Raw genomic sequence first — 24,676 nt, forward strand, 5'->3', positions numbered from 1 at the left:
TCACTTTCGGTCGGCTTCGGGATCCCGGCTCAACCGGTCTCCGATACGGCTGCGGTCCTCCTCGGACAGCGCGTACGCCATCGTGAAGCACGAGGGGCACATATACAACGTCATTGAAAAAGGAGCCTCGATAATCGCCCCGCCGCGCAGCCGCTCCGGCCGCTTGGGCGCGAACGAGGCAGCCTGCACGACCTGCCGCCCCGTCTCGACCATGTACTCCCGGCACTGCGGGCATTCCGGCACGAACTCCTGCTCGTCCAGAATCGCTTCGACCGTGTCCTCGTATCGGAGCAGCGCTTCGTCCTTGCCGCGCAAGTCGTCGTCGCCGTCCAGTCCGAGCCCTTCCAGATCCTCCGGCAGGTCGCCGAGGCCTTGGCGCCCATAAAGCGCATCGTCCTCGGCCTCTTCCTCGTCCTCTGCCGGCTCCTCGTCTCCCAGGCCGAAGCGGAGCGTGCGGTAACCGCTGAGCTCGTTGTCGCAGACGGGACAGAACTTGTCCGGTTCTTCCCCCGCCTCCTGAATAATCTCGGATTGACACCAGGGGCAAATGATCACGTTGGCAGCCAAGGCTTAACCCTCCCTCATCATATAAACGACGCCAAGAATAAAGAAAAGGGCCGCAAGCGCGAACAGCGTTCCCCATAAATACTTCATACGAAACCTCCTGCGGCGGCCGCCGTCAATCCAGCGTCACCGCCGCGCCGATAATATAGGACAGCGATACGGACAGGAGCAGGGAGATCAGGCCCACCGCGCGATTGTCCTTGCCGATCTCCTCGTCGATCCGGAATACCGGGGTGACGAACTCGAACAGCAGGTACGCGGCGAGCAGGAGCAGAAATCCGCCGCCCGCCCACAGCATGCTCTCGTAAATGCTGTCTTTGGTCTGAATGGAAAACCGGAAAATGTTGCAGATGCCGAATATCTTGCCGCCGGTCGCCATGGCGACCGCGATGTTGCCTTTGCGGATCTCCTGCCAGCATTCGTATTTGGTCACCCGCTCGAAGCAATAGAGGCAGATGATCAGCATCAGGATGCCTACGGAAAAATACGCCGGGATCGCGACCGCCGGATGGGACAGCAGTCGGTCGATGCTACTTGGCTCATTCATGCGGAACGCTCCTAACGCTAGTTCAGCTCCGCCACGGTAACGCCGGCGCCGCCCTCGCCATAATTGCCGAGCCTATAGCTCTTCACGTGCTTATGCCTGCGCAAGAACTCCTGAATGCCCGTTCGGAGCGCTCCCGTCCCTTTGCCATGGATGATATAAACCTGGTGCAGATTCGAAAGAAACGATTCGTCGAGGAAGCGGTCCGTCTCGATGATCGCCTCGTCTAGCGTGGCGCCCCGGAGATCGAGCTCCGTCCGGATCTGGTCCGAGGCCGCGCGCTTCACGGTCGCGCCGGAAGGGACGGGCTGCGTCTTTTTGGCCCCCGTATCCTTCGGCGCTTTGACCGGCTCGAGATCGGCCAGCGGCACCTTCATCTTCATGATGCCGAGCTGAACGAACGCATCGCTGCCCGCCAGCTCGACGATGTGCCCCTTTTGGCCGCCGAGGCTATACACCCTGACCTCGTCGCCAGGCCCGAGCTTCGCGCTCTTGGATGCGGCCGGACGCGGCTTCTCGACCGGCGCCGGGACGGCGTCGTCCAACCTGCGGCGGGCTTCGATGAGCTTGTGCTCCTTGACGCTGGCCGCTTCTTCGAGCGCGAGCTTGCGCAGGTCGGCGATGATCTCCTCGGCTTCGCGCCGGGCCTTCGCCACTTGAAGCCGGGCTTCCTCGCGAGCGTCTTCGAGCAGCTTGACGCGCTGATCCTGAAGCTTCGCGCGGTCTTCTTCGAGCTTCAGGCGCAATTCCTCGGCCTCGCGCTTGATCCGCTCCGCCAGCTGGCGGTCGGACTCGGCCGTCCGGCGGTCCCGCTCGAGCGAAGCGATCATCGTATCGACCTTGAGCTCGTCGTCCGACACCTCGCCGCGCGCGCGGTCGATGATCGACCGGGGCAGACCGAGCCGCTCCGCGATCGCGAAGGCGTTGCTTCGGCCCGGCACGCCGACGAGCAGCCGGTAGGTCGGACTCAGCGTCGCGACGTCGAACTCCATGCTGGCGTTCATGATGCCCTCGCGATTGTACGCGTACGCCTTCAGCTCGCTGTAATGGGTCGTGGCGAGCAGCCGGCAGCGCAAGCGGTGCAGATGCTCGAGGATGGCGATCGCGAGCGCCGAGCCCTCGGCCGGATCGGTGCCCGCGCCCAGCTCGTCGAGCAGGACGAGGCTGCGGCTCGTCACCTGGCCCAGCATGCCGATCAGATTCGTCATATGGCTGGAAAACGTGCTCAGGCTTTGCTCGATGCTCTGTTCGTCGCCGATATCGGCATAAATGCCGTCGAAGACGCACAGGATCGTGCCTTCGTCGGCGGGCACGAACAAGCCGGACATCGCCATCAGGCTGAGCAGGCCGACCGTCTTGAGCGACACGGTCTTGCCGCCCGTATTCGGACCGGTGACGATGATCGCCGAATGCGTATCGTCCAGCTCGATATCGGTAGGCACGACCTTTTTGGGGTCGATCAGCGGATGCCGGGCGCGCTTGAGCCGCAGGCGGCCTTCGCCGTTCATCTGCGGCTTGGTCGCCTGCATCCGGTCGGCCAGCTTCGCCCGCGCGAAGATCGAATCGATGTAGCCGAGCGCCTCGGCGTCGCCGATGAGCAGCTCCGCCTTCACGCCGACGCTCTCGGACAGCTGCCGCAGGATGCGCTCGATCTCGCGCGTCTCGCGCAGCTTGAGCTCGCGGAGCTTGTTGTTGATTTGAAGGACAGCCTCCGGTTCGATGAACAGCGTCGCGCCGCTGCCCGACTGGTCGTGCACGATGCCGCCGAAGTGAGAACGGTATTCGGCCTTGACCGGGATGACGTACCGGTCTCCGCGCATCGTGATGAGCGCGTCCTGCAGCATTTTCTGCACCGAGGACGAGCGGATCATGCCTTCGAGCTTTTCCCGGGCGCGGCCTTCGTTCGTGCGGATCTCCCTGCGGATCGCGGCCAGCTCGGCGCTCGCGGCATCCAGCACGTCGCCCTGCTCGTCGATGCACCGGCGGATCTCGTCCTCCTGCTGCTTGGCGTCGATGAGCGGCTCGCATAGATCCTCGAGCAGCGGAATGTCCGCTTCTTCGGATACGGCGCCTACGTATTTGCGGATGCGCCTCGAGCCCATGATGAACTGGGCGATGTCGATCAGCTCCGACGGAAGCAGCATCGCCCCGAGCTTCGCCCGCCCCAGCGCGGGACGAACGTCGGTGATGCCGCCGAACGGCGGCGCGCCCTTGACGTCCGTCGCGCGCACGGCTTCGGCCGTCGTATCGAGCCGCCTGTTCACTTCCCTAAGATCGGAAGAAGGACGATTGAGCGCCGCTTGCTCCTTGCCGAGCGAAGTCTCTCCGAGCTCGCGCAGCCGCTCGCTGATTTTATGGTATTCCAATGTATATAGCGCCTTGTCGTTCACGGCGTTGCGACAACTCCTCTCGCCTCTCATTATATCCGATGGCGGCTGCGCTTGCATTACGCCTCCGTTATAACAGGAGATCAAACTGGATACAATACCTTTAATGCCGGCGGCACGCCGGACGACAGCCCACAACGGGAGGTAATCAAGCCATGCATTTTCTAGGCCATGTCGTACGCTTTATCGTCTCCGCGATCGTCCTGATGATCGTCGGATACCTGGTTCCGCACTTCACGGTCGGCGGCTTCTGGAGCGCCCTCATGCTCGCGCTGGTGATCGCCGTGCTCGGTTGGATCATCGAGGCGATTTTCGGCAAAAACGTGACCCCGTTCGGGCGCGGCATCGTCGGCTTCCTATGCAGCGCGCTCGTCATCTGGCTCGCGCAGTTCGTCGTAAGCGGCGTCTCCGCCTCGATTCTGGGCGCGCTGCTCGCGGCGCTAGTCATCGGGATCATCGACTTGTTCATCCCGATCGGCAACCCGTACAAAGCCGGCAAGCGCCACGATTGACAGCATCGCGCAACGGTCTCGGCCCCCCCCTAAAACCTCGCGGCCTCCGGTAACGGAGCCGCGAGGTTTTTCGTATACCGCACGCCAGTCGCGGAGCTGGCTTATTTCCTTTTTTATCCTCGCGGCAGGATATGCTAATATAGTAAAGTCTGGGCATGACCCGCTCATACCCGGCGATCATGGGATGGGGGAATACATATGCGAAAAAAAATAGCCGCCGCGTTGGTCGCGCTCGCGCTCACGGGCGCGCTCGCCGCCTGCGGAGGCAAGAACGACGACGCTGCGGAGCAGGAGACGGCCGTCGCGTCGCAGGACCTGATCATTCGGGCAACCAATTGGAAGTTCGACCAAGCCGAATACAAGGTGCCGAAGGATACGCCGATTCGCTACATGCTCGAAAACGAGCAGGGCGCGCACGGCGTCGAGATCGAAAAGGCGGGCGTCAAGCTGAGCAACGGCAAAAAGTCCAAGGTCGCGACGCTGGCGGCCGGCACCTACACGATCAAATGCAGCGTCGTGTGCGGGCAGGGGCATTTGTCGATGAAGGCCACGCTGATCGTAGAATAAACAGGATAAAGGAATCGCCCTTCCTGCCGGATCTGATCCGTTCGGAAGGGCGATTTTTTGGTTTGACGTACTGACCGTCGGGCCTTCTGCGACCGTCAGGTGTGCTCTTCGAGCATGTCGATCCACTCGTTGTACTCGATCTGCAGCTTGTTGTACTCGATCTTCAGCGCCTCGTGCTCGCGGCGGACGCGATCCAGCTCCTGCGCCGTCCGCTCCGCTTCTTCCGCGTCAACCGGGTTTGGAGCGGCTTCGCCGGCAGCCTGCAGCTGCCGCGCGAGCGCATCGCGCTCGGCCTGCAATGCGACGGCTGCCGCCGCCTGCTCGCGGGCGGATCTCAGCTCTTCCCCGGCGCGAAGCAGCGATTCGCGTTCACGTTGCTGCTCGCCGGCAGCTTGGCGGAGCTTGCTCTCGAGCGACTCCAGCCGCTCGGAGGCGGCATCGCGCTCCCGCGCCGCCTCTTCGGCCCGCCGCTGGAGCTGCCGGATCGCGTCGGCCGCGCTTTGCTCGCGCTCGGCAAGCTCGTCCGCCAGCTCCTTAAGCCGATTCGCTTCGCGCTCGGCGGCTTCGCGGGCGTCGGCTTCGTCGCGCAATCGCTCGGAAGCCGCCTTTTCCGCCTCGATCAGCGCCGCTTCCTGAGCGGCCGCCGCCTGAAGGCGCTGCTCCGCGGCGGCGCGCAGCGCTTCCGTCTCGGCTTCGAGCTTCGCGCGCTGCGACTGCCATTCGCGCTCCCGCTCCAACCAGCGCGCTTGCGCTTGTTCGTTCTCGGCGCGCGCCGTCTCGGCGGCTGCCAGCGCGGCGTCGCGACCGCCGAGCGCCTGCTTCAGCTCGGCCTCGTACAGCTCCTGCGTCACGCGAAGCTCTTCCTGGATCGCTTCGCGCCCGGAGGCCGCTCCCGCTTCTGCCTCGGCCGTCGCCCGTCGCACCGCTTCTTCCTGCGCGGCGCGAATTCGCGACAGTTCTTCGGCCTGCGCGTCGCGGAGACCGGACAGCTCCTCCTCTTGCGCATCGCGGAGTCTGGTCAGCTCTTCGGCTTGCGCCGCGCGCAGGCGCATCAGCGCCTCGCCGCTCTCTTCGCGCAGCAGCTCCAGCTCCAGACGCGCGTCGTCCGCCGCGCGCTTCGCCTCGGCCAGCTCGGCTTCGAGCGGCGCCGCAGCTTCCTTGAGGGCGGCAGCGCGTTCGGCTGCAAGCCGCGACAGCTCACCGGCTTGCGCTTCGCGGAGCTTCGCCAGCTCGTCGGCCTGCGACGCGCGCAATCGCGCCAGCTCTTCGTCGCGCTCTTCGCGCTGCAGCTCCAGCTCCAGCCGAGCGTCGTCCGCTGCCTGCCGCGCCTCAGCGAGCTGCGCTTCGAGCGGCGCCGCGGCTTCCTTGAGCGCAGCCGCGCGTTCGGCCGCAAGCCGCGACAGCTCGCCGGCTTGCGCTTCGCGAAGCTTCGCCAGCTCTTCGGAATGCGCCGCGCGCAGAAGCGCCAGCTCTTCGTCGCGCTCCTCGCGCAGCAGCTCCAGTTCCAGCCCCGCATCGTCCGCTGCTTGCCTTGCTTTAATCAGTTCGGCTTCAAGCGGCGCCGCGGCTTCCTTGAGCGCAGCCTCAAGTTCGGACGCAGCCTCCGCCTTCGTTTGCGCGATACGCCGCTCCGCCTCTTCGCCGGCCTCGCGCAGACGCTCTTCCAGCAGCGCCGCTGCATCCGCGAGCTGCCGTTCCGCCTGCTCCGCGAGCTTCAGGCGCTCCTCCGCGAAATTCCGCGCATCGGCATCGATTCGCAGCTTGGCCGCGACCGCCTCTTGCTTCGCGACGACCGTCTCCTGCTTGGCCGCCTCGGCATCCTGCATGGCGGCATCCAGACGCTCCGTCATCGCGCGGCGCTCTTCGTCGAAGTTCGCTTCCGCCGCCGCCACGGCCTGCCTGGCCGCGGACATCTGCTCGGCCAGCTGCGCATGCAGGCGCTCTACCGTCGCCCTGGCGGCTTCGAGCTCGCCGCCGAGCTCGGTCTTCGCCGCCTCCAGCGCGTCCCTGCTCTCGCCCTTGACCGCTTCAAGCGCGTCAAGGCTCTCGCGCTGCAGCGCGTCCAGCTCCGCCTGATGGGCGGCACGCAGGCGCTCCGCTTCGCCGCGGCTCTGCCCGAGCGCGCGCTCGAGCTCTTCCGCGTGCTCGGCGCGCAGCTTGGCGACCGCGGCTTCCCGTTCCGCCGCCGCGCTATCCAACGCTTCGGCCAGCTTCGCGCCGGCGGCGGCGCCCTCCGTCTCGCGGGCTTCGCGCTCGAGCTCCAGCTCCAGGCGGAGCTCCTCGAGCTCGGCCCGGTGTCCCGCGCCTAGCCGCTCCAGGTCCGCCAAGTGACCGGCCTTCAGCGCCGCGAGCTCGGAGGCGCGAGCCGCCTCGGCGCGCTCCCGCTCCTCGGCCTGACGCGCCTCGAGCCCGGCCAGCTCCGCCGCATGGCTATCCCGAAGAACGTTCACGCGGTCCTCGCTCTCGGCGAGCGCCGCGTCCAAGGCGTCCTGCATGCGGGCGCGAATCTCCTCCCGCTCCCGCAGCGCCGTCTCGAGCGTCAGCGTCAGCCGCTGCAATTCTTCCTGCTTGCCCTCCAGCAGCAGCGCCAGCTCGTCCTCATAGCCTTGCCGCATCGTGCGAAGCTCTTCGTCGTGCCGTCCGGTCTGCTCGGCCAGCGACCGCTCGTGCCCGTCCTTCAGCGCCGCCAGCTCCGCCGCATGCGCCGCGCTTGCGGATTCGAGCGCTTCGGCGCGGGCGGCGCGCTCGTCGCGCAGCTCGGCTTCGTACGTCGCCCGAACCCGCTCGCGGTCCGCTTCCTGCGCGGACCGGAACCGCGCCAGCTCCGCCGCGTGCGCGGCTTTGAGCTCGTCCGTCGCCGAGGCATGCGCCCGTTTGAGCGCTTCATTTTCCTCGGCGTACAGCTCGGCTTCGGCAGCATGGTCGGCCAAGATCCGCTCAAGCTCCGCGCCGTGCGCGGAGACGACGCTTTCAAGCTCGGTCGCGTGTCTCTCGGCCGCGTCATCCAGCTCCGCGCGCAGCGCGACAGTCGCGTGCTCCAGTTCGTCCGCGTGCGCCGAGCGAATACGTTCGAGCTCCGTCGCCTGCGCCGCCTGAAGACGCTCAAGCTCTGCGCGCTGCGCGGACTTCAAGCTCGCAAGCTCCGCTTCATGGCCCGACGTCTTTCGCTCGAGCTCCGCCGCATGCGCCGACCGAAGCGCTTCGGCCTCTTCGGCGTACAGCTCGGCTTCGGCCGCGTGGTCGGCCATGATCCTGTCGAGCTCGGCCTGATGAACGCTGCGCAGCCGCTCGCGTTCTTCGTCCGCCTTGGCCGCCGCTTCGGCGACGGATTGTTCGGCTTGCCGCTTCGACTCGGCCTGCCGCTCGGCGAAATCCCGCTCCGCCGCTTCCAATGCCGCCGCGCTCTCCGCCTTGTGTTTATCCCAATCGGCCAGCAGCGTCTCGATCTCCGCCGACAGCCGTTTGCGTTCTACTTCCTCGTGGAGGAGCCGCTCGTTCTCCCGGCGGATGCGCATGAGCTCGTCCGCCATATTGACCGAGGCGAGCACGCCGAGCCTCGCGAGGTCGAGCCGCGGGGAGCCGCTCGCGATCTTGTGCATCTGATCGCTGACGAGCAGGGCCACCCGCTTCATGTACTCGCTGCTGGTGTGTCCGGTCAACGTGTATTGCGTGCCGTATATGTCAACCGTTACGCGTGTCTTGTCGTCAGCATTCACGGTTATTCCTCCCACGTTCCAACTTAAGCAAAATCGCAGCGAACGTCGCTCAGCCCGCTTTTCGCGTTCTGATGTATTCGCTGCGCTTTGCGCCGTTTCCTGCTTATTTGCGAAGCTCCGCGCTGAAAGATTGTTCCAGTCGCGAAACGACGGATTGCTGCGCTTCGGCGATCTCTTCATCGTTCAATGTACGATCCGGATGACGATAAACGATCGAGAGCGCCACGCTCTTTTTGCCTGCGCCGAGACGCTCGCCCGCGTAGACGTCGAACACGCGGACGGACTCGAGCCATTCGCCCGCAGCCTGCCGAGCGGCCTCTACCAGGGACGCTCCCGGCACCGATCCGTCGACGACGACGGCCAGGTCCCGCTCCGCGGACGGGAAGCGCGGCAAAGTGCCGTAGACGATGCGTGCGTCAGCCGCTTCGTAGAGCGGCTTCAAATCGATCTCGGCGGCATAGGCGTCGCCCAGGTCGAACTCGCGTTGAAGCTCCGGATGCAGCTGCCCGACATAACCGATCGCGACTTCGCCGGTCGCGGTCGCGAGCTTCAACGCCGCCGTGCGGCCCGGATGGAAGTCCGCGGGCTGCGCCTGCTCGAAGCGGACCGCGCCGGTCAGGCCGAGCCGCGTCAGCAGCTTTTCGACGATGCCCTTCGCATCGTAGAAGTCGTACGCCGTCGCCGCTTGGTTCCAGCCGGAGCCCTCGCGATTGCCCGTCAGCAGGAAGGCCAGACGCGGATGCTCCGCAGGCAGGGTCGTCAGTTTCTCTTCGGCGGAATGATACACGCTGGCGATCTCGAACAACGCGGCGCTCGCGTTGCGGCGAGACTTGTTGTAAGAAGCGGCCTCCAGCAGGTTCGGCAGCAGCGTCGCGCGAAGCGCGCTGCGCTCCTCGCTCATCGGCATCGCAAGGCCGATCGGGCGCATGCCTTCGGCTGCCCCGGACAGCGCCGGGAACAGCGCGGCCCGGCTTGCGGAGGTGACCGAATACGTCACGGCCTCGCTAAGCCCGGCTTCGGACAGCAGCTTCCGCAGCTCTCTGCGGATCGACTGGGGCTTCGTAAGCGCGCCCGTCGTCGTCGGCCCTTCGATGCGGGTCGTCGGGATACGGTCGTAGCCGTTGAGCCGCGCGACCTCTTCGATCAGGTCCACCGCGCGCGTAATATCGCCTCGGCGCGTCGGCACGGTCAGGCGCCATACGCCTTCGCCGGCCGGCTCGGCCGCGAACTGAAGCCGCGACCAGATCGTCTTGACCTCGAGCGAGGAGAGCGAGGTGCCGAGCATCCGGTTGATCCGCTCGAGAGACAGCTCGATGACGGCCGGCTCGGGCGCAGCGAGGCGAACCTCGGAGACGCCGTCGGTGACGAGCCCGCCGGCCGTCTGCGCGATCAGCGAAGCCGCGCGGTCCAGCGCGCCGCGCACGCGCTCCGGATCGACGCCTTTCTCGAAGCGCGCCGAAGCTTCGGACCGAAGACCCAGCTGGCGCGACGTCTTGCGTACCGCGGCGCCCGCGAACCTGGCGGATTCAAGCAGAATATCGACCGTGTCGGGCGTCACTTCGGTATCGAGACCGCCCATGACGCCGGCCAGCGCGATCGCGCGCTCGTCGTCGGCGATGACCGGCATGTGCGGTTCGAGCTTCCGTTCCTGGCCGTCGAGCGTGACCAGCGTCTCGCCTTCGCGGGCGAAACGAACGCGGACGGCGCCCTTGACCTTGGCGGCGTCGAACGCGTGCAGCGGCTGGCCGTACTCCAGCATGACGAAGTTGGTGACGTCGACGACGTTGCTGATCGGCCGGATGCCCGCGGCGATCAGCCGGTTCTGCAGCCAGAGCGGGGACGGGCCGATCTTGACGCCCTTCACGACGCGCATCGCGTAGTGGCTGCAAGCCTCGCTCGACTCGATCGCGACCTTGATCGCGTCCGCGGTCTTGTCGGCCGCCGAATACAGCGCCTTTTCCGGCTCCGGCAGCGTCAACGGCCGGCCGGTCAGCGCGGCGGTCTCGTAGGCGACGCCCAGCAGGCTCAGGCAATCCGAACGGTTCGGCGTCAGATCGAGCTCCAGCACCGCGTCGTTCAAGCCGAGCAAGTCGGCGATATCCGTGCCCACCGCCGTGTCCGCAGGCAGCACGAGGATGCCCTCTTGCAGCTCCTTGGGGAGCAGCTTGTCGTTGATGCCGAGCTCTCTGGCCGAACAGATCATACCCTGAGACTCAACGCCGCGCAGCTTGGCGCGCTTAATCTGCAGGTCGCCCGGCAGCTTCGCGCCCACGAGCGCGACGGGCACCTTTTGCCCCGCCGCGACGTTAGGCGCGCCGCAGACGATTTGCAGCGTTTCGCCGGTGCCGGCATCGATTTTGCAGACGTTCAGCTTATCCGCGTCAGGGTGCTTTTCCTTTTCCAAAACATACCCGACGACCGTCTTGGTGACTCCTGCGTTGCGGGAGACGACGCCGTCGATCTCGATGCCGCCCCTCGTGAGCAGATCGGCGAGCTCTTGCGGCTCGATGCCGCCGAGATCGATATATTCGCTTAACCATTGATAGGATACGTTCACGTGTTATACCGCCCCTTCCTTTTCCACCTTCGCTGAGATACCGGCCGCAGCCGTCACATGCGGGCGAATTGCCCGAGAAACCGCAGATCGTTGTTGTAGAAGTGACGAATATCGTCGATGTCGTACTTCAGCAAGGCGATGCGTTCGACGCCCATGCCGAAGGCGAAGCCGGACACTTGCTCGGGGTCGAAGCCGCCGTGCTCGAGCACCTTCGGGTGCACCATGCCGCAGCCGAGGATCTCGATCCAGCCCGATTGCTTGCACATCCGGCAGCCTTGTCCGCCGCACTGCGTGCAGGTGACGTCGACCTCTGCGCTCGGCTCGGTGAACGGGAAGAAGCTCGGACGAAGGCGAATTTGCACCTGCGGCCCGTACATCGCCTGGACGAATTGGAGCAGCGTGCCCTTCAGGTCGCTCATGCGGATGTCGGGGCCGACGACCAGACCTTCGATCTGGTGGAACATGAACGAATGCGTCGCGTCGTCGTCGTCGCGGCGGTAGACGCGGCCCGGGCAGATGACCTTGAGCGGCGTCGCGCCGTCCGCGTTTTTCATCGCGCGGATCTGAACCGGAGAGGTATGCGTGCGAAGCAGAATCTCGTCCGTAATGTAGAAGGAATCCTGCATGTCCCGCGCCGGATGGTCCTTCGGCAGGTTCAGCGCCTCGAAGTTGAAGTAGTCGGTCTCGACCTCGGGGCCTTCCGCGATCGTGTAGCCCATGCCGAGGAAAATATCTTCGATCTCCTGCGTGACCTTGGTCAGCGGGTGGACGCTGCCGGTCGCGACGGCCCTGCCCGGCAGCGTGACGTCGATCGTCTCCGCGGCCAGCCTCCGCTCCGTCTCGGCGCGGTCGAAGGCGGCTTGCTTGTCGGCGAGCACTTCCTCGATAGCCGCCCGTACGTCGTTGGCGACCTGCCCGATCACCGGACGCTCCTCGGCGCTGAGTCCGCCCATGCCGCGGAGAATCTCAGTGAGCTGGCCCTTTTTGCCCAAATAATGCACGCGCAGGTCGTTCAAGCGGCCGGCATCGGCCACCTCCTGCAGCTGCGCCAACGCTTCGACGCGCAGCGCCTCCAACCGTTCCTTCATGATGCCTCTCTCCTTTATCGCTTGGTCTATCGGCCGGCTCGCCCTTGGCGAACCGACAAAAAAGGCCCTTCCTCCCCGTAAAAGGGACGAAAGGACCGTGGTACCACCCTAATTGGAAACTTGCTGACGACAACCTGCCGATTCGGCAACATCGTCAAGCCGGAATTCCCGCTCGAACGGCGTAACGGGCCGCTGCCGGTCCGCTCTACTGGCCCACGCGCTTGGCATCGTCGGCGTTCAAGCGACTGCTCCGGAGTGAAATTCGGCAGCTCTTCTCCTCGGGCACGCTCTCAGTCTCGGCGTACCCTCCCTGGTCAGGCAGGCGCTGCTTACTTGTCTCCATCGTCGCATTTATCCATTTTTGCTTTGAATTACTGACTATTATAGGGGAACGCGCCACGTCAAGCAAGCGGACGGCTAAAACCGCTGCTCGGCGTCCCCGCGGAGAGAGGCGACGGTCGCAGACTGATCGCCTCAGACTAGCTTCTTAAACAGGACTTCAAGCGACATCGATCTTTTTAACGTATTGTAAATCGGAGAATGCGCAAGCGCGCCCGAGCAAAAATCGTCAAAAGCCTTGTCCTCCAAGTCAACGTATAGAAAGACGGTCACCGTCATTTTGGTTATACGCGGTTCTTCCTCGTACCCTTTGACGCCAACCAGAGATAAAGGGTTCTCCAGAGAAAGGTTCAATACGCCTTCAATCTCTTCAACGACGGAGCCCCTTTTATTCGGCCGCTCCAAAAACGCCAACAGGATGCTGCTCAACACGGATCCCGCGAAATATTCAAGACTGGTGATCGGCTTGTATTCCGAGTCGAAGCTGATTTGCTTTTCGACCTGAACGCTGTTTTTATTCGTATAAATTTTTACGGAGGAGAGGTCGGTCGACGTGCCTCTAAAGTTCATATTGAACATCTTGGACTCGTACAAGGCGTTTAATCGGTCATCCGTTCGCTTCATGATGCTTGCTCCTTAGCACGGAAGCCGCTTCCGTTAACGAACGAATTTTGCCTGCGATCGTCTCCAGTACATTGACAGGACTATTGGAGAAGGTAGCGAAGCCGCAGTCCGGATTCAGCCATATTCGATCGACCGGCAGATAGGTCGCAGCCTCTTGCGCTTTTGAGATGATCGAATCTATCGTTTCGACGTCATCCGTACGCGGATTGATCGCGCCTAGACCGAGCGCCGTATGCGCCGCAATCCTCGGATCGGCCAACAAGGAGCTCAGCTCCCCTGCTCTTGGCGTCGAAAATTCGAGAGTCAGCAGGTCCGGATTCACCTTGGCGAACAGCTCAAGTAGCGGCGTGTAAGGACCTGTCAACAGCGTGCTTTCGTTTTTGCTCCAGTTGCCCCTGCACACATGCAAAGAAGCGACGGTCTGGGTTCGGTCGACGTGCGCCATGACCTGTCCGATCAAGGAAGCGGCGAATTCGAGCTCCTCCTTCGGATCCTTTCTCTCGGAGAGCGCCGCGCACATAAAGGACCTGGGCTTGCCCTCCGTGAATACGACCTCGGTCAATACCGGTTCGTCGAACTGAATCACGTCGACGCCGATGCTCGCCAGGTTGTCCATCTCTTCCTTCAAGATCCGGACGACATCCTGTCCAAGCTCTTCCTTGCTCCCGTATGCCTGGCCGGAGAGATTCGGAAGCCACATCGATCGGGTCAGCAGATAGGGACCCGGCAACGTAATCTTGACGGGTTTGTCAGTGAGCCTCTTAAGCATCCGAAGCTCGCTCGCGACGATTTCCCCTTCGTACTGCAGCCGGCCTACGCAAATCGCGTTTTTAATGCTCACGGCCGGCACGTCGAGCGCGGTCAGCATGTCCTCGAACGCCTTTTTATCGTCGATATATTCGAGCATGTCGCTCATGCTCATCATTCGAACGCCGCCGATTTTGCCTGCGACGAAGGATACGTAGTTATCCCGCCCCAACTCGCCGCTCGTGACGATATCGATCCCCGACGCCTCCTGCAACCGGACGACTTTGCGCGTTTCCGCCTCGATCAGCCGGTCGAAGTCGCTGGGTTCCATCCTTCCGCTTCTCGTCATTCTTAAGGCGCTAAGCACCTCTTTGGATCTCGGCATGCTTCCGATCAAGGAAGCGGGGAACAGCGGCAACGGCTTTTTCATAGGCTCGATCTCCCGAAGTGAATATAAATAGGGAAAAGAGAAGTAGCGGAGGCTTCCACGCTTCTCTTTTCAACGGTCTTAGGTATTCAGAAACTTCAAATATTCGTTGGCTTCGCGCAGCTGCTCGAATCCCGAGATTCTGCCCTGCACCCATTCCTTCAAGCCTTCCATGTCCATCATCTTCCGGTGGGCTTCGTTGCCGTAGTCCATCCGGTGGAGCACCTGCTGCCATTGCGCGAAACTTTCCGTCGAAAAGTCGGGATGCGCCGTGAAAATGCAGTGGTCGAACAATGACGTCGCATCGATGCAGACCAGCTGATTGGCGTCGACGGTGCCGTCCGCCTTCCACGCCTCCCAGTTCAGATCCAGCGCGACGGCGGCGTCCACCGTTCCCGCCATCAACGCTTTCATCGCGTCCAGCTCTCCGCCGACGTGGTCGCCGTGGAGGCCGACGCCGATATCGAACCTTTGCTCCGTATAATCCGCTCCGTATTCAAGTCCATGCCGATGCAGATGATTAATCGGAATCAATCGGGCTTGCGGAGAATCGATCGCGCCGAAGCCGATCTTCTTTCCCCTCAGTCCATCTAAATCGTCGATGCCGCTGTCTTTTCGAACGACGAAGACGGTCTTTCTGTCCCGGTCCGTATCTCTCATAGAACCCATCAGGCACTTGCCGTCCGTCCTTAAGTACGTATCCAGCCAGGCCAGCGGGGAATTCCAGGCGATATCGATCTCCCGCTCCATCAAGCCGTCGACCTGTCCCTCATAATCCTTGTAGTAAACGCATTCGATCTCGAGACCTTCCGCTTTGAAAAAATCGGCGATGATGCCCCAGATCACGGTAACCCGCGGATCGTAGATAACCGCCCCGACTTTAATCGGATCCTTGCTCAACCGCGCTCGCTCCTTTGCGTGTTTATGGGATCATCTGGCCCGTCAATGCTTTACCCAGCCAGACGGTCAGGACGTCCGCGCTTGGCGCCATGATCTGGCCGGCATAGGCGTCCCTGAGCAGTCTTTCGAGCGGAAGCGCCTTATTGTAGGCTTTCCCGCCGCCGACTCTCATGGCCAGTCTTCCGCATTCGATCGCGGCTTCCGAGGCAAAGATTCTGGCCGATAAAATCTTCGCCAACGCGTCGGCCTCTCCGCTCGCGCCCGCTCTGGCGGCTTCCATCGTGATGGCCTTTGCGGCTGACGCCTGCTTGTAAATGCTCCCGATATGAATTTGAACCGTTTCGATATTGGACAACGTGCTTCCATCGGGGTATTTCCTGCCCGAAGCATGTCCGCTAGCGATCTCGAACATATGCAAGGCCGTGCCGCTGTAGATCGCGCCCAGCCCCGTGATGAAGAACGGAGCGACGACATTGAACACCTGTTCCTGGCCCGAACCTTCCGCTCCGATGCGATGCGTCGAATCCAGCGTTATATGATCGATGTTCACGGGACAAGACGAATTGCCCCTCATCCCCAGGCCGTTCCATTCCGACAATCCAAACGACAGACCTTTGGACTCCAGCGGGAACACCCAGTTGTTGATTTTGCCTTCGTCGACAGACGGCGCAAGCACGAGATAGTAGGACGCATAGGAAGCGGACGTGACCATGCTCTTTTTTCCGTTGAACGTGGTGTATTCGCCGTTAACCTCGGCAGTCATTTCCGTAATATAAAAGTGGGTGCCTGTTCCGAATTCGCTGTAGGCCAGCGCCATGAACTTTCCGTTATCGACGATGTCCGCAAAAACCCGCTTCTTCAGCTCCTCGCTGCCGTGCGTGACCAGGCACATGACCGCGACATTGTGCATCATATAGCAAAGCGCGGTCGTGGCGCACGTCTCCGCAAATGCCAGACAAGCCTGGGCATGCGCCTCCAGCCCTTTGCCCGATCCGCCGTACGCCTCCGGTACCAGCAGCTTCAGAAAGCCTTGTTCGGCCAACGCCTTAAAGGATTCCTCCGGAAATCTCGACTCCGCGTCCGTCCGCTCCGTGAAGGGTTCTATGTAGGACTTTGCAAAAGCCTTGCCTTCTTGATAAACCTGATTCATAAAAGTCCCCTTCCTTCCCCACATGATGGAAAAGACGATGTGCTTGCTGCTCGACTACCATACCGAAAATAAATATATCATAACCTTAATAGGATAGGAGCGATTTTCATGTCGCTCATGACAGAATGGAATAAAATCGCCGCCAGCGGTTATCTCCTCGTCCAAACGCCGCAAAGACAAGCGCCGGAGGAATAGCCTCCGGCGCTCGGCGCGATCAGGATATGACGAACCGCCGTGAACGATTACTTGGCGCTGCGGTTCTGGAGCATGCGCGGGTCCACCTGATTGTCGAGCAGAAGCGGCGTCTTCGCTCCGCGCGCGATCTGTTCCCAAGCGACCATTTTGAAGTTCTGGTTGAGCTTTTTGCCGCCGTCGATATTGGCGTCGTCCTGGGCGATGAACACGCCGTAGGGATATGATTCGCCCAGCCCGAATCCCAGCACGTCGATGCCGTCCGTGACCGAGGTGCCATCGGTCGACGGGCCGTCCGCGATCTTGAAACTGGCGATGTAAGCATTGTCGTCTTCGCGATCATATACAGCGTAGCTGTCGCTGCCTTGGCTGGACGCGATCAAGTAGCCGCGGCCGTCCGCGCCGTAGTAGATCGTCAGCCCTTCAATATCGTCTTGCAGCCGGCGGCCGTCCGCTACGTCCACCGTGGACAGCGGATCGGCTCCCCCGTCCGGCTCGGCAACGTATTTGTAGACCGCATAGTCCTCTTCCGCGATATACATCATGCCGTATTCGTCATCCGCCGCCAAGCCTTCGGATTGCGTAGCGAGCTTGAACTCGCGGACCAGCTTGCCTGCGAGTTTCCCTTTTCCGTCATCCTTCAGCTCGTACTGCTCGAACTCGCCTTCCTTGCCGAGCACCAGCGCATAGAACTTGTCCGTCCGCAGGCTGTGATACAGGCTGAATCCGTACACCTCCTCCATCTTGGCCTTGATCGGCTCCGCTACGATGTCGGTGAGCTCGCCGGTCGCGCCGTCGATCTTGAAAATGTCGACCGTGTTCGTGGTACGGTTGGTCGCGCCGACGATATCGACTTTGTTGCCGCCGAGTTGGAACCCGTAACGCACGTCGATGTTGTTCATCTTTCCGACCTTGTAGTTCTGAAGCTCTTTGCCGTTCAGATCGTAAACGAGGATGCCGCCGCCCTTGTTGGTTGCGATGATTTTAGATTGAGCGGCGTCGTTCGGATCGAGCCAGATGGCCGGATCGTCGGCCGCATCCTCGCCATCCTCCACGGCGGTCGTCTCAGCCTTGGCGGTAACCGAATAAGGGACGATGATGTCCGCCGGATCGGCGAACTTGGCATTCTCGGCGAGGATGGCCTGCAGCAGCTTGGTTGGGATATACATCTTGCCGCCGACGATCTTAACCTCCTCCGTCGTCTCGCCCGCCTTGCCGGCCAGCCGGTACGCCTTCTCGCCTGTCGTGAAGGTGCCCGCGAGTCCGTTCTTCAGCTTGACCAAAGCGGATTTATCGTCGCTGTCCCAGGTGATCGTCGCGCCGATCTGCTCCATCTGAATGCGAAGCGGCTCGTAACCTTGCACCGTTGAGGCAGTTGCCGCGCGAGCCGACGATGCGGCGGGGAGAAGCGCGCCCGCGATGAGCAGCGCCGCCAGTGTCGTTTTCCAAGTATGCATACGGATCCATGTTCCTCTCCATCGTTGATTTGCTCCACTTTATACGATGGAGGTAAACACGGCATTAAACAATGACGCGACTTTTGTAAAAATCGATTCGCGTTGGCGGCCAGCTCCGTTCTTCATTCGGACCATTTTTTCGGCTTCCCGCACGCGTGATTCAGGCTTGGCGTCCCGGCGCCCAGCCGGAAACTCGCCGCGAGCGCAGCGGCGACGAACGCCTTGGCGCTGCGGCAAGCGGCCGGCACGTCCCGGCCGAGCGCCATGGCGGCGCAGGCTGCGGCGGCGAATGCGCAGCCCGTGCCGCGAGCGCCGGATCCCGGCAGGCGCGGACCGCGGAGCAGCGTCGGCTCGGCGCCGCCGTCCGCGGCGCCGACCAAAATATCCGTGCATGCGTCGTCATCGGCATGCCCGCCCTTAAGCAACACGTAACGAGGTCCCCAAGCGAGCAGCGACCTGGCGGCCTCGACGCGGGCGCCTAGCCCGGCGAGGTCCGCCTCGGCGATGCCGAGGAGCGCCGCGGCCTCGGGCACGTTGGGGGTCGCCAGCTCCGCCAGCGGGAGCAGCAGCTTCGCCGTCGCTTCGAAGGCTCCGGGTCCGGCTAACGCGAAGCCGTCTTTGGACAGCTGCACCGGGTCCACCACGAGCCTGCGGACGCCGAAGCGCCTCAGCGCGCCGGCGACGGCCTCCGCCGCCTCCGGCGTCGGAACCATGCCTGTCTTAGCCGCGTCCACGCCCAAATCGGAGAGCACGCTGTCGAGCTGGGCCGCGATGAGCCGCGGCGGCATGGGCTCGGCCAGCTGCACGCCCAGGCTGTTTTGCGCCGTGACCGCCGTGACGACGCTCATGCCGTAGACGCCGAGCTCCTGAAAGGTTTTTAAGTCGCCTTGGATGCCCGCCCCGCCGCCGGCGTCCGAGCCGGCGATCGTGAGCGCGCGGGCCGGCAAGCTCCAGCGCCCCATGCGTTCGGCTTCTGCCCGGTCGGCCATCGCCGAATCATTCATACGGACGACGCCTCCTTCCTCTCGTCTCCCGTATAGCGGCCGAAGCGATCGGGCCGGAATGCCTGGCTCGTCGCTTCGCTGCCTACGCCGTGCGCTCCGCCTCCGGCAGCCAGCCACCCTCCGAACGCGGCTGCCGTCGCCGGGCTCAGCAGGATGCCGTTGCGATAATGTCCGGCGGCTACAAATACGCCGGATTTGCCAGGCACGGGGCCGATCAGCGGCCATCCGTCCAATGTGGCGGGACGCAGCCCCGCCCAGCTCCGGGCCGGCGCGGCGCCTTCCAATGCGGGGAACATCCGCCCGCCCGCGCGAACGAGCCTTCCGACGCCGCCGGCGGTCACCGTCCGATCGAAGCCGGCTTCGTCCTCGGACGCGCCGCAAACCAGCGAGCCGTCCGGCTTGCCCACCCAGTACGCCTGCGGACCGAACACGATATGGCGCAGGGAGACGGGCGCCGGGTCGTAGGCGCAAATTTGCCCTCGTATCGGATGGACGGGAATGCGCAGTCCCAGCCAATCCGCCAGCTGGCCGCTCCAGGCCCCGAGACAGCAGCAGAGCGCGTCCGCGCCGATCTTGCCGCACGCCTCGAAGCGGACGGAGAGTCCGTTCGACGCGTCTTGCCCGATGACGGTCATCTCCCCCGCATGCGGCAGCAGCTGCGCGCCAAGCCGCGTGCACGCTTCGGCGAGCGCCTTGACCAACAGAGGCGCCTGCACGTGCGCTTCCTCCGGACAATACAGCGCACCCGCAAGCCCTCGCGGCAAAGACGGCTCGATCCGCGACAATGCCTCCTCGTCCAGCCACTCCATGCCCTTGCTTAGACCTGACTGCCACGCGAGCCGTCCGAGCAGCGACAGCCGATCCGCGTCGCGATGCGCGACGTGCAAGCTGCCGGATCGGACCAAGCCCGCGCGCATGCCGGCAGCGTCCTCGATCTCCGCCGTCCAAGCCGGATATCGGTCGAAGCTGTCCATGCACAGGCGGAAAAAGGCGTCGGGACCGTCGCCGCTCTCGTAGTAAGGCGCGAGCATCCCCGCAGCCGCCCCCGACGCCTGTCCGCCGATCTCGCCGCGGTCGGCGACGATCGCGCGCCAGCCTTGCTTCAGCGCTTCATAGGCGCAGGACAATCCGACGATGCCGCCGCCCAGCACGAGCAAGGTGCGCTTCAAGGCCGCGTCCCCCCTGCCGCCGTGGGCTTCGCGAACCACGCGCCGGCCTCGTCGCTGCTCGCCGAAGCGTATGCGCGCCGCGGGATTCGGCCTGCCTGCCGCGACAGCCATCCGGCCTCGACGCCGAGTCTCATGGCCGCGGCCATCGAGACGGGATCCCGCGCCTTCGCCACCGGCGTATTGACCAGAATGCCGTCGGCGCCGATCTCCATGGCGGTCGCGGCGTCGGCGGCCGAGCCGAGACCGGCGTCGACGATGACGGGCACGCCTGCATTCTCCACGATCAAGCCTAGATTATAAGGATTGAGAATGCCGAGCCCCGTGCCGATCGGCGATCCGCCCGGCATGACGGCCGCCGCTCCCGCCGCCTCCAGCCGGAGCGCCTGCATCGGGTCGTCGGACGTATAGGGCAGAACAGTGAAACCTTCGCGCGCGAGACGTTCCGTCGCCTTCAGCGTCTCGGCCGGATCGGGAAGCAGCAGGCGCGGGTGGCCGCTGATCTCGACTTTGACCCAATTGCCGAGCCCTGCTTCCCTCGCCAGACGGGCGATCCGGACGGCTTCTTCAGCCGTCGACGCGCCTGACGTATTCGGCAGGTAGACCAGGTCCTTCCCTTCCGTCTGCCGCAGCAGCGGGTCGTCCTCGGTGACGTCGAGGTCGACTCTGCGTACCGCGAAGGTGACGACTTGCGCGCCCGATGCTTCCAGCGCCTCGCGCATAACGGCTGGGCTCGGATATCGTCCCGTGCCCAGAAACAGCCTGGACCTGAGCGCGATGCCGCCGATCTCGAGCCGCGATGTTGCCGAGTGCATCGATTATCCACCTCCTACGAATTGTACGAACTCTACGCGATCGTCCGCGCGGATCGACACGGCTTCCCAGTCCGCCCTAGGCACCGCTTCGCCGTTCAGCTCCGCCATCACTCTTCGTCCGGCAAGGCCGAGAGACCACGCGAGCGCGCCAAGCGTGGAAGCTTCGCACCAGGTTTGCTTGCCGTTCAGCAGCAACGGGATTCGCTTGCGGTCGGCATTTGCCGCTCCCGGGGGGAGGACAGCCTCCGGCTTCGCGATCTCCACTGTCTCCACGGTCCCCGCAGTCTCCATGGTCTCCTCAGACTCCACGCTCACGGCCGTCGTCCAACCGTTTATGAGCCGGGCATCTCGCGCCTCCCATCGCTCGATGCTGCGCTTCAGCGAGACGCATACGGCAACCGGATCTGGATGCCCGACCACGGCGGACACCGCGCACAGCCGCCGCGCGCCTGCCGCAAGCACTTCGTCGGCCGTCGCCGGCGAGATGCCCCCGATCGCGAAAAAGGGAATCCGCAGCTGCGCGGCAGCCTCGAAAACATAGGAGGTCGTAACGGCATTCCTGCCGGGCTTCGTCGCCGTCGGATAAACCGGCCCGACGCCGACGTAATCCGCACCGGAGCGTTCCGCCTCCAGCGCCTGCGACAGCTCGTGCGTGGAAATGCCGATCAGCATACCTTTGCCGACCCTCCGCCTCGCTTCGGAGAGAGGCATGTCATCCTGGCCGAGATGAACGCCGTCGGCATCTGCGGCAATCGCGAGCTCCGCGTCGTCGTTGACGATGAACAACACGCCGTGGCGGCGGGTCAACGCTCGCAGCGACTTTGCTTTGGCAAGCCGCTCCGCGGACGAACCGCTTTTGACGCGAAGCTGAACGATGTCCGCTCCGCCGGCGATCGCGGACTCCATGACCTCGCCGAGCGGCCTGCCCGGATGGTATTGTTCGCCTGTTATCACGTACAGCTTGCAGTCCTCGATCGCTCTCAATGCAGCTCCTCCTTCGGCCCCGGATATCCGGGCGCCTCCATCACATAGGTCCGGCATAGCCGGATCGCCTCGTCTACATCGTTCTGCATGCCGGACTCGCTTCGTACGAGCACCCGGCCGTCGCCGAACGCGGCCAGCGTGGCGCCGCACGGCGTCCGCGCCCGGACCAGATAGTCGTTGGCCGCGAGAATCCGGCAGCCGCGGCGCGCGAGGCGATCCGCGCAAGCATGCGGCGCGAGCGCGCCGCCCGTCGCCACCTGGATCGTGCCTCGTCCGCACAGGACGGTCGCTTCCAGCTCCGATGCGGGCTGCTCCGACGCTCGGACGAGGGCTGCGTCCGCATCTCCGCAGTAGGGGCAGGAAGCCCTGCCCGGCGGCAGCTTCGTCTCCCGCAGCGTGAAATGCCAAACGTCCGCCGCGATCCACGTACGCCGCATCGCGCCGCGATTGCCGCTCAGCCACTTGAGCGCCTCCGCCGCCTGAAGCGAAGCGGCCAGCTCGACCGCCGGGCCGACGATGCCCGCCGTGTCGCACGTGTCCCCCGCCTCCGCTTCGCTTTCTCCGCCGATCAGGCAGCGTAGGCATGGCGTCCGGCCCGGCACGAGCGATGCCGCGCTCGCGGCCGATCCCGTCGCTCCGCCATACAAGAAAGGAATGCCCCTGACGAAGCAGGCATCGCTCAATAGGAGGCGGGTCTCGGCATTGTCCGTCCCGTCGAGCACCAGGTCAACGCCGGCGAGCAGCTCCCCGACGTTCCCGGGCCCGATCTCGGACACGTACGGCTCGATGCGGACGGCACCGTTCACCCTTTGAAGACGCGCTGCCGCAGCGACGGCCTTCGGCGTCGACGCCGCGGCGTCCGCCTCGTCGAACAGCGACTGTCGGTGCAGGTTGCCGCGTTCGACGAAATCGCGGTCCGCCAGCCTGACAGTGCCCACGCCGGCCCGCGTCATCTGCTGCGCGAGCGCGCACCCGAGCGCGCCGACCCCCGCGACGAGGACGGCCGCGCCGCCGAGCAGGCGCTGACCTTCGGCTCCGATCGGCGCGAAGCGAATTTGCCGGTCGTACCTGGACAAGGACCCGTCATGCGCGATGACGACTTCACCGGGATCTGCACTGGCGCTGTATGTTGTCGGCGCTCCGAACCCGGCGCTAGACATAAATTTGTCCGCCCGCCGCCTTGAAGCCGTCCGCCTGTTCGCGCATGCCGGTTTCCACCGCCTCCTCGTCGTTCAATCCGCGGGCGGCCGCATAGTCGCGTATATCCTGCGTGATCCGCATGCTGCAGAACTTCGGTCCGCACATCGAGCAGAAGTGGGCAGTCTTGGCCCCTTCGGCAGGCAGCGTCTCGTCGTGGAAGGCCATCGCTCGCTCCGGATCGAGCGACAGATGGAATTGGTCGCGCCATCTGAACTCGAATCTCGCCTTCGACAGCGCGTCGTCGCGGAGCTTGGCCCGCGGGTGGCCTTTGGCCAGGTCGGCCGCGTGAGCCGCGATCTTGTAGGCAATGACGCCGTCCTTCACGTCCTCTTTGTTCGGCAAGCCCAGATGCTCCTTGGGCGTAACGTAGCAGAGCATCGCCGTGCCGAACCAGCCGATCATCGCCGCGCCGATGGCCGACGTAATATGGTCGTAGCCGGGCGCGATGTCCGTCGTGAGCGGTCCGAGCGTGTAAAACGGCGCCTCTTGGCACACCTTCATCTGCCGATCGACGTTTTCCTTGATCAGGTGCATCGGCACATGGCCCGGACCTTCGATCATGACCTGTACGTCGTGCTTCCAAGCGATGCGAGTAAGCTCTCCAAGCGTCTCGAGCTCCGCGAACTGCGCCTCGTCGTTGGCGTCCGCGATCGAGCCGGGCCTGAGGCCGTCGCCGAGCGAGAAGGTGATGTCGTACGCCTTCATGATCTCGCAGATCTCCTCGAAATGCGTGTAGAGGAAGTTCTCCTCGTGATGCGCGAGGCACCAGGCCGCCATGATGGAGCCGCCGCGAGACACGATGCCGGTCACCCGCTCGGCCGTCAACCGGATATAGCGAAGCAGTACGCCTGCGTGAATCGTAAAGTAATCGACGCCCTGTTCCGCTTGCTCGATGAGCGTGTCGCGGTAGATTTCCCAGGTGAGCGCTTCGGCCCGGCCGCCGACTTTTTCGAGCGCTTGGTAAATAGGCACCGTGCCGACGGGGACCGGGGCATTGCGCATGATCCACTCTCGCGTCGCGTGAATGTTTTTGCCCGTCGACAAATCCATGATCGTATCCGCGCCCCAACGGGTTGCCCATGTCATTTTTTCCACCTCCTCCTCGATGGAGGAGACGACGGCGGAGTTGCCGATATTCGCGTTGATTTTCACGTGAAAATGCCGTCCGATGATCATCGGCTCGCACTCCGGATGGTTGACGTTGACCGGGATGACGGCGCGTCCGGCAGCCACCTCGTCCCGCACGAATTCGGGCGTCATCCCTTCCCGGACGGCGATAAAAGCCATCTCGGGCGTAACGATGCCGCGGCGCGCATAATGAAGCTGCGTGACGTTGCGCCCCTCCGCCGCCCGGCGCGGCCTTCTCTTAAGTCCGGGATAGGACTGCGTGTCTTGCCGCAGGCGGGCACGGGCCTCCGAGCTGTAGCCGTCGTCCGACGGTACGGGCTCCCTTCCCTCGTATTCGAACGTATCCCCTCTGGCCGCGATCCACGCGTCCCTGATCGTCGGCAATCCTTTTCGGATATCGGCCTCGTAGCCGTCGTCCGTGTAAGGACCACTGGCGTCATAAACGAGCAGGGGCGCGTTCGGCTGCGAGGAGCCGTCTCTCGCTGTGCTGACGGATAGGCGGATTTCGCGCATCGGCACGCGAATGCCCCCGTCCCCGTTCAAGTAAACTTTGCGGCTGCCGGGCAGTGCCCGATTTAAGATCGCCATCGCTAAAAAACCTCCCTGGA

19 protein-coding genes are annotated in these 24,676 nt (G+C 63.8%); 2 read left to right on the forward strand and 17 right to left on the reverse strand.

Translation table 11 applies throughout. From position 1 onward, the window contains the following. The 3 genes from BM235_RS04340 to BM235_RS04350 all read right to left on the reverse strand — a co-directional run bounded on the left by BM235_RS04340 (position 1) and on the right by BM235_RS04350 (position 3,498). Complete coding sequence (locus tag BM235_RS04340; protein WP_090109804.1) at positions 1–567, reverse strand: hypothetical protein; 567 nt, start codon at positions 565–567, stop codon at positions 1–3. A gap of 112 nt (positions 568–679) precedes the next feature. Next, positions 680–1,111, reverse strand: a complete 432-nt coding sequence (locus BM235_RS04345; protein ID WP_090109806.1) for a DUF350 domain-containing protein — start codon at positions 1,109–1,111, stop codon at positions 680–682. Between the two features lie 17 nt (positions 1,112–1,128). Beyond that, complete coding sequence (locus BM235_RS04350; protein ID WP_090109808.1) at positions 1,129–3,498, reverse strand: endonuclease MutS2; 2,370 nt, start codon at positions 3,496–3,498, stop codon at positions 1,129–1,131. 152 nt (positions 3,499–3,650) lie between these two features. Here BM235_RS04350 and BM235_RS04355 point away from each other — a divergent pair, with 152 nt between their 5' ends. Then, positions 3,651–4,007 (forward strand): phage holin family protein, encoded by a 357-nt coding sequence (locus BM235_RS04355; protein WP_090109809.1) that lies wholly within the window; start codon positions 3,651–3,653, stop codon positions 4,005–4,007. 198 nt (positions 4,008–4,205) lie between these two features. After that, positions 4,206–4,574: a cupredoxin domain-containing protein gene (locus BM235_RS04360; RefSeq protein WP_090109811.1), complete on the forward strand. Its 369-nt coding sequence runs from the start codon at positions 4,206–4,208 to the stop codon at positions 4,572–4,574. Positions 4,575–4,669: 95 nt separating this feature from the next. On the opposite strand, the gene zapA is transcribed toward BM235_RS04360, so the two are convergent. The 14 genes from zapA to thiC form a co-directional block, all read right to left on the reverse strand. Next, positions 4,670–8,290: a cell division protein ZapA gene (gene zapA, locus BM235_RS04365; RefSeq protein ID WP_158544106.1), complete on the reverse strand. Its 3,621-nt coding sequence runs from the start codon at positions 8,288–8,290 to the stop codon at positions 4,670–4,672. Between the two features lie 103 nt (positions 8,291–8,393). Further along, positions 8,394–10,847 carry a phenylalanine--tRNA ligase subunit beta gene (pheT, locus tag BM235_RS04370; RefSeq protein ID WP_090109815.1) on the reverse strand — a complete coding sequence of 818 codons (2,454 nt, stop codon included), beginning with the start codon at positions 10,845–10,847 and terminating at the stop codon, positions 8,394–8,396. Positions 10,848–10,900: 53 nt separating this feature from the next. Next, positions 10,901–11,935, reverse strand: coding sequence for a phenylalanine--tRNA ligase subunit alpha (gene pheS / locus BM235_RS04375; protein ID WP_090109817.1), 1,035 nt, complete (start codon positions 11,933–11,935; stop codon positions 10,901–10,903). A gap of 474 nt (positions 11,936–12,409) precedes the next feature. Beyond that, a complete protein-coding gene (locus BM235_RS04380) occupies positions 12,410–12,898 on the reverse strand; it encodes an OsmC family protein (RefSeq protein WP_090109819.1) in 489 nt (162 codons plus the stop codon). Beyond that, the gene (locus BM235_RS04385; protein ID WP_090109821.1) at positions 12,882–14,075 is read right to left on the reverse strand and encodes a cobalamin-independent methionine synthase II family protein; all 1,194 of its coding nucleotides are present in this window, start codon (positions 14,073–14,075) and stop codon (positions 12,882–12,884) included. The genes BM235_RS04380 and BM235_RS04385 overlap by 17 nt, the downstream gene beginning before the upstream one ends. A gap of 78 nt (positions 14,076–14,153) precedes the next feature. Beyond that, on the reverse strand, positions 14,154–14,972 hold the full coding sequence (locus tag BM235_RS04390) for a phosphate/phosphite/phosphonate ABC transporter substrate-binding protein (RefSeq protein WP_090109823.1): 819 nt from the start codon (positions 14,970–14,972) through the stop codon (positions 14,154–14,156). A gap of 22 nt (positions 14,973–14,994) precedes the next feature. Continuing rightward, a complete protein-coding gene (locus BM235_RS04395) occupies positions 14,995–16,122 on the reverse strand; it encodes an acyl-CoA dehydrogenase family protein (protein ID WP_090109825.1) in 1,128 nt (375 codons plus the stop codon). A 242-nt stretch (positions 16,123–16,364) separates the two neighbouring features. Beyond that, positions 16,365–17,771, reverse strand: a complete 1,407-nt coding sequence (locus BM235_RS04400) for a phytase (protein ID WP_090109826.1) — start codon at positions 17,769–17,771, stop codon at positions 16,365–16,367. 122 nt (positions 17,772–17,893) lie between these two features. Further along, positions 17,894–18,775, reverse strand: coding sequence for a bifunctional hydroxymethylpyrimidine kinase/phosphomethylpyrimidine kinase (gene thiD, locus BM235_RS04405; protein WP_255374050.1), 882 nt, complete (start codon positions 18,773–18,775; stop codon positions 17,894–17,896). Continuing rightward, positions 18,772–19,944: a glycine oxidase ThiO gene (gene thiO, locus BM235_RS04410; RefSeq protein ID WP_158544105.1), complete on the reverse strand. Its 1,173-nt coding sequence runs from the start codon at positions 19,942–19,944 to the stop codon at positions 18,772–18,774. The genes thiD and thiO overlap by 4 nt, the downstream gene beginning before the upstream one ends. After that, complete coding sequence (locus BM235_RS04415; protein ID WP_090109830.1) at positions 19,941–20,756, reverse strand: thiazole synthase; 816 nt, start codon at positions 20,754–20,756, stop codon at positions 19,941–19,943. Before BM235_RS04415 ends, thiO begins: the two co-directional genes overlap by 4 nt. 3 nt (positions 20,757–20,759) lie before the next feature. Beyond that, positions 20,760–21,740, reverse strand: coding sequence for a thiamine phosphate synthase (gene thiE, locus BM235_RS04420; RefSeq protein ID WP_090109831.1), 981 nt, complete (start codon positions 21,738–21,740; stop codon positions 20,760–20,762). Continuing rightward, entirely contained in the window at positions 21,737–22,900 is a 1,164-nt protein-coding gene (locus tag BM235_RS04425; protein ID WP_090109832.1) for a ThiF family adenylyltransferase, read from the reverse strand. Before BM235_RS04425 ends, thiE begins: the two co-directional genes overlap by 4 nt. Next, entirely contained in the window at positions 22,893–24,656 is a 1,764-nt protein-coding gene (thiC, locus tag BM235_RS04430; RefSeq protein WP_090109838.1) for a phosphomethylpyrimidine synthase ThiC, read from the reverse strand. The genes BM235_RS04425 and thiC overlap by 8 nt, the downstream gene beginning before the upstream one ends. Positions 24,657–24,676: the final 20 nt, after the last annotated feature.

The sequence above is a fragment of the Cohnella sp. OV330 genome, assembly GCF_900112065.1.
Classification (GTDB): domain Bacteria; phylum Bacillota; class Bacilli; order Paenibacillales; family Paenibacillaceae; genus Cohnella.